The sequence below is a fragment of the Phocaeicola sp. genome, assembly GCF_048170425.1.
In the GTDB taxonomy this organism is placed as follows: Bacteria; Bacteroidota; Bacteroidia; order Bacteroidales; family Bacteroidaceae; genus Phocaeicola.
Window position 1 is genome coordinate 1 of the sequence record NZ_DBEXBB010000330.1, and the last position, 4,938, is coordinate 4,938.

Sequence of the window (4,938 nt, forward strand, 5' to 3'; positions counted from 1 at the left end):
TTTTAGGCAGAAAATATACGGATATTGAGTTTTTGTTGTAGTTTTGCAGAACTGACAACCTTTTTAGGAATATAATGTTTAACCTGTCAACTTAGTCAGGAATTAATCTTCAAACTGACAACTATTTTCAGTACACTTCAAACTCTTTGGAGTTTGGAAGAAAACGCAAGTACGTTTTACTTCAAACGCAAGTGCGTTTAATCTGAAACGCAAAGGAGTTTTACCTTAAACGCAAGTGCGTTTCAATCTGAACACAAGTGTGCTCTCCTATGGAAGAAAAAATGAGCAAAATGACAGTCTCTTTCAAAAGAAAGAGTTATTTTTGTATGAGTGCATATAAAAGTCAAATTGTAAGATTGTTTCAAGATGAAGTACCCTATAGGAATCCAGAGTTTCGACCAGTTGATAGAAGACGGCTATGTCTATGTGGATAAAACAGATTTGGTTTACAGTCTGGTAAAGGAAGGCAAGATTTACTTCCTTAGTCGTCCGCGCCGTTTCGGGAAGAGTCTTCTTGTTTCTACCTTGAAAAACTATTTCCTAGGAAGGAAAGAATTGTTCAAAGGGTTGAAGATCGACGCGCTGGAGCAGGAGTGGAAAGTCTATCCCGTATTTCATCTGGATTTCAACGGAACAGATTTCACGCTTCCCGGGGAACTGGAAAGAAAGCTCGGCTATTATATTTCTTCATGGGCAGATCAGTATGCTTTGCCCGAAAAGAGCCGTAACCTCGGTTTGGGCGATTTCTTTGCAGAGGTGATTCGTGCGGCCCATCAGCATACCGGAAGGAGAGCCGTTGTCCTGATTGATGAATATGACAAACCAATCCTGGATGTATTGGATGCGGATGCTTCTTTGGAAGAGCGGAACCGGAATACATTGAAAGCTTTCTATTCCGCTTTCAAGAGTGCCGACGAGCATCTTCAGTTTGTATTTCTGACCGGGGTGACGAAGTTTTCGCAGGTAAGTGTATTCAGCGGTTTCAATCAGCCCTTCGACATTAGTATGCACGGCAAGTATGAGACGCTTTGCGGTATATCTCAGGAGGAGCTGGATGCTACTTTCCGGGAGCCGATGGAGACCATGTCGGAGGTGTACCGTTGTTCGTACGATGAAATGCGGGCGATGCTCAAGGCGCAATATGACGGCTATCATTTCAGTAAGAAAATGTCTGATGTATATAATCCATTCAGTCTTCTTAACGCGTTTGCTGCGATGGATATATCTGATTACTGGTTCAAGAGCGGTACTCCGACTTATCTTATCCGGCTGCTGTCTCACACCGACGAGAATATGAACGAAATCACGGGCAAGTATTATTCTGCGGAAGAGTTCATCGACTACAAGGCTAATGTGGAACAACCGTTACCAATGATTTACCAAAGCGGCTACTTGACGATAAAGGATTTCGATCTGGAAGAAAACACCTTCCTTTTGGATTATCCCAATAAGGAGGTGAAACGCGGCTTTCTTACGATGGTTGCTTCCAGCTATTTTGCGAATGGAGATACACCTTCATGGATAAGAAGTGCAGTGACATGCCTTAAAAAAGGAGAGTTGGATGATTTTCGCACAAATCTTACTTCCTTTTTAGCCAGCATCCCGTACACCATGCGCCGTAAGGAAAATGAGCGTGAACGGGAGCGTTATTTCCACTACACGTTCTATCTGTTGATGCGCCTTATCAGCGTGTACACGGTATATACGGAAAAAGTGCAGAGTCACGGCAGGGTAGATTGTATTGTGGAAACTCCAAACTTTGTTTATGTATTCGAGTTTAAACTGGATGGAACAGCCGAAGAAGCCTTGCGTCAGATAAATGAAAAAGGCTATGCGCGGGAGTATGAAGCAGACCAACGTAAACTCTATAAAATAGGAGCAGTGTTCTCATCTGAAACAGGTACGATAACAGACTGGCGAACAGAGTAGTTGCCAGCTTCCCTTTATTCGGGTAGGGCAGTACCTTCATCGAATGTTGGGAAAATTAAAATCAATATTTTTTGAATAGTTCTGAATGACTGCCGAGTCTTAACACGTCGATGATGCCTGTTTCAACATCCAGCCATATCAGAAGAAAATCCCCCTCAATATGGCACTCCATGCAGCCCATATACTCTCCTTTGAGCATGTGAGCCCTATACTTTTCCGGAAGTTCTATTTCGTTTTCGAGCATCCGAAAGACTTCCAGCAGCTTTGCTAGCTTGCTGGGGTTATTCCTGTATCTTTTGAAATCCTTTTTGAACTGTGTTGAATAGCGTAGTGTCTTCATTCTTCACAGGATTTTATAAAGGCTTCCAAGCTGCTGGTGTTTATGGTGCCAGCATATTTCCCTGTACGTGCTTCCTTGATGGCCGCTTTTGTTTCTTCGTTCGGTTCTGAATAGACAGCATCCATGAGCATGCTTTCCACGTAGTTATTCAGGCTTCTGTTGGCTTTTTTGGCTTCTTCCTGTAAGACCTTTAGCAAGTCTTCACGCAACCGAAATGAGGTCTGTTTTCTTATTACTGCTTCCATTTTCTTATGTGTATTACATTGTATTGCAAATGTAATACAATGTATTGTATTTTACAATGTATAAAGGAGTTAATTTTTGTCTGAACTGGTAGCTGCTATATTAATCAGCCATTTGTGGCATTTTTACGATGGTTACTTCCAGTTATTTTGCGAATGGAAAATTCCATCTGAAACAGGTACGATAGCAGACTGGCTGGCATAGTAGCGACGGATGGAAGAAATAAAAAACTCGATTTTGAGAGATAGCTAATGTCGGTTTTCAGATTCGATTGTTGGTGTCCATAGATGCTTATAATTTACATTTTACCATGACTAAAACAGGATTGTCATTCAATAATGTAGTGTATCATACAACCTGCTTAACCGTATTGCATATCCTTGTTTTACTTCATCGAAAGATAGAGAAGGATTAATCTTATGTAATATATTCGTATGCACGTATATTTCCATTCTGTCATTAATAAATGTACCGAGATATTTTTGAAGTATTCATCATACTGGATTATTCTGAATTAAAGAAGTATGTCGTATCTTACGATAGTCGCATAAAAAAGGCCGGATTCTCAAATTTGAGACCGGCCTTTAGTTTTAGGTATATAGGAACTAATACCTTTGGTAAAATATGATTATTTCAGCATTTTCTGAGCTTGTTTCAGCATCTTTTCTGCTTGTTTTACGGCATCTTTCAGTTCCTTGCTTTCAGCACCGTTAGCTTTCTTCTGTGTCTTTTCCAACTGAGTAGAAAGTTGTTTTACGCGTGCTTCAGCTTCTTCTTTTGATACTTCAGCTTTCTTTGATTTTGCCAACCATTCCTTCATACCCTGTGCTTTGAGTGAAAGGGTAGCAGTTTCAGCAGCCAGTTCGGCAGCAGCTTCATCTTCCGGAGTAGCAAATGCATGGTGGAAGCCTTTCACGTCGTTCCAGTGTCCGCGAGTAAAGTCGGGGAATGCTACAGCTGCACATCCGTTGTCCATAGAGATAGCTCCCAGTTCGGCCAATGCACACCATTCAGCCAAGTCGTATACGTCCATATCCAATGGCAGACCGTTCTGCAGACAGTATACCATACGGCTGTCCATGATGAAGTCCATACCACCGTGTCCGCCTACTTCTTTTGCCATTTCACCGTATTTCTTCAAGATAGGATGCTGGTATTTGTTGACCAGTGCTTCCATTTCTTTTTCCGGAAGGAATGAGTGAGAACTCAGGTTGTCTACTTTCGGCTGTACGCCAGAAGCTTTCATCTGAGCAGCGTCTACGGCATAGCCTTCTACCGGATATTTATTAGCGAATCCTTTTGTTCCTGTCAGCTGATACAGACGGTTGTAAGGCTGAGGATTCATTACGTTGTGCTGGATTTCGATTACTTTACCGTTTTCTGTACGGATAAGTGTTGTAGTGTGGTCACCGTTGCGGAATTCATCGCAAGGTTTGCCGGTTGCTTTTTCTACCAATGCTTTTCCGTGTACGGATTTTGTATCCATTGCTACCAGGGTAGTCATGCGGTCACCACGGTGAATATCCAATGCCTGAGCTACAGGGCCAAGGCCGTGAGTAGCGTATACGTCGCCACGATTTTCTTTGTTGTAACGCAAGCGCCATCCCAGTTTGTCTTCTTTTCCGTTTTTCCAGTAGTAAGGCCAGAAATCATCCAGGTTGTGGATGTAAGCTCCTTGTGCGCGAAGTACTTCTCCGAATACTCCCTGCTGTGCCATGTTCAGGGTGTTCATCTCAAACCAGTCATAGCAGCAATTTTCCAGAATCATGCAGTGCTTGCGGGTTGTTTCAGACAGGTTGATAAGTTCCCAGCACTGTTCCAGATTCATAGCCGACGGAACTTCGATGGCTACGTTCTTTCCATGTTCCATGGCATATTTGGCAATCGGGAAGTGGTGATCCCAGTCGGCTGCAATGTATACCAGATCAATGTCTTCGCGTTCGCAGAGTGCTTTATATCCTTCTGCGCCTGAGTATACCGCAGCTTCGGGTAGACAAGCTTTCTGAAGATATTTCTGGCATCTTTCTGCACGTTCCTTTTCATAGTCACACAAGGCTACGACTTTGGTGCCGGCAATGTGGGTGAAACGCTCTACAGCTCCCGGACCACGCATTCCCAGTCCTACGAAACCTACACGTACAACGTTCATTTTAGGTACAGTTAAACCGATGACAGACTCCTGTCCGGCTGGACGTTCCGGGGATTTTATAACGATGGTACCTTTGTTCCATTCCCACTGAGTGGAAGGTGAAAGGCTTTGAGCAAGCAATTGAGCAGGTGTACAAGTTAAGGTTAAAATGGTGCAAGCACCAACAATCATTTTTCCAAAATGTTTCATAGCTTTAGTTGTTTTTAAAGTTGAATTTTAATTGATGGCAAAGATATAAAAAAACATCAATATCCAAATGTTTTTTCTAAAAAACGCG

General features: G+C 42.6%; 5 protein-coding genes. 2 read left to right on the top strand and 3 right to left on the bottom strand.

Annotated elements, in window-relative coordinates; genetic code table 11:
- The first annotated feature begins 366 nt into the window (after positions 1-366).
- Complete coding sequence (locus ACMJ0U_RS12550) at positions 367-1,929, top strand: ATP-binding protein (protein WP_417130209.1); 1,563 nt, start codon at positions 367-369, stop codon at positions 1,927-1,929.
- Between the two features lie 61 nt (positions 1,930-1,990).
- Here the strand turns inward: ACMJ0U_RS12550 and ACMJ0U_RS12555 are convergent, their stop codons facing one another.
- The gene (locus ACMJ0U_RS12555) at positions 1,991-2,269 is read right to left on the bottom strand and encodes a type II toxin-antitoxin system YafQ family toxin (RefSeq protein WP_417130210.1); all 279 of its coding nucleotides are present in this window, start codon (positions 2,267-2,269) and stop codon (positions 1,991-1,993) included.
- The gene (locus ACMJ0U_RS12560) at positions 2,266-2,514 is read right to left on the bottom strand and encodes a toxin-antitoxin system protein (RefSeq protein WP_118242507.1); all 249 of its coding nucleotides are present in this window, start codon (positions 2,512-2,514) and stop codon (positions 2,266-2,268) included. Before ACMJ0U_RS12560 ends, ACMJ0U_RS12555 begins: the two co-directional genes overlap by 4 nt.
- Before the next feature lie 76 nt (positions 2,515-2,590).
- Between ACMJ0U_RS12560 and ACMJ0U_RS12565 the strand changes: the two genes are divergently transcribed.
- A complete protein-coding gene (locus ACMJ0U_RS12565) occupies positions 2,591-2,716 on the top strand; it encodes a hypothetical protein (protein WP_417130211.1) in 126 nt (41 codons plus the stop codon).
- A 424-nt stretch (positions 2,717-3,140) separates the two neighbouring features.
- Here the strand turns inward: ACMJ0U_RS12565 and ACMJ0U_RS12570 are convergent, their stop codons facing one another.
- Entirely contained in the window at positions 3,141-4,850 is a 1,710-nt protein-coding gene (locus tag ACMJ0U_RS12570; protein ID WP_417130212.1) for a Gfo/Idh/MocA family oxidoreductase, read from the bottom strand.
- Between the last annotated feature and the right edge of the window lie 88 nt (positions 4,851-4,938).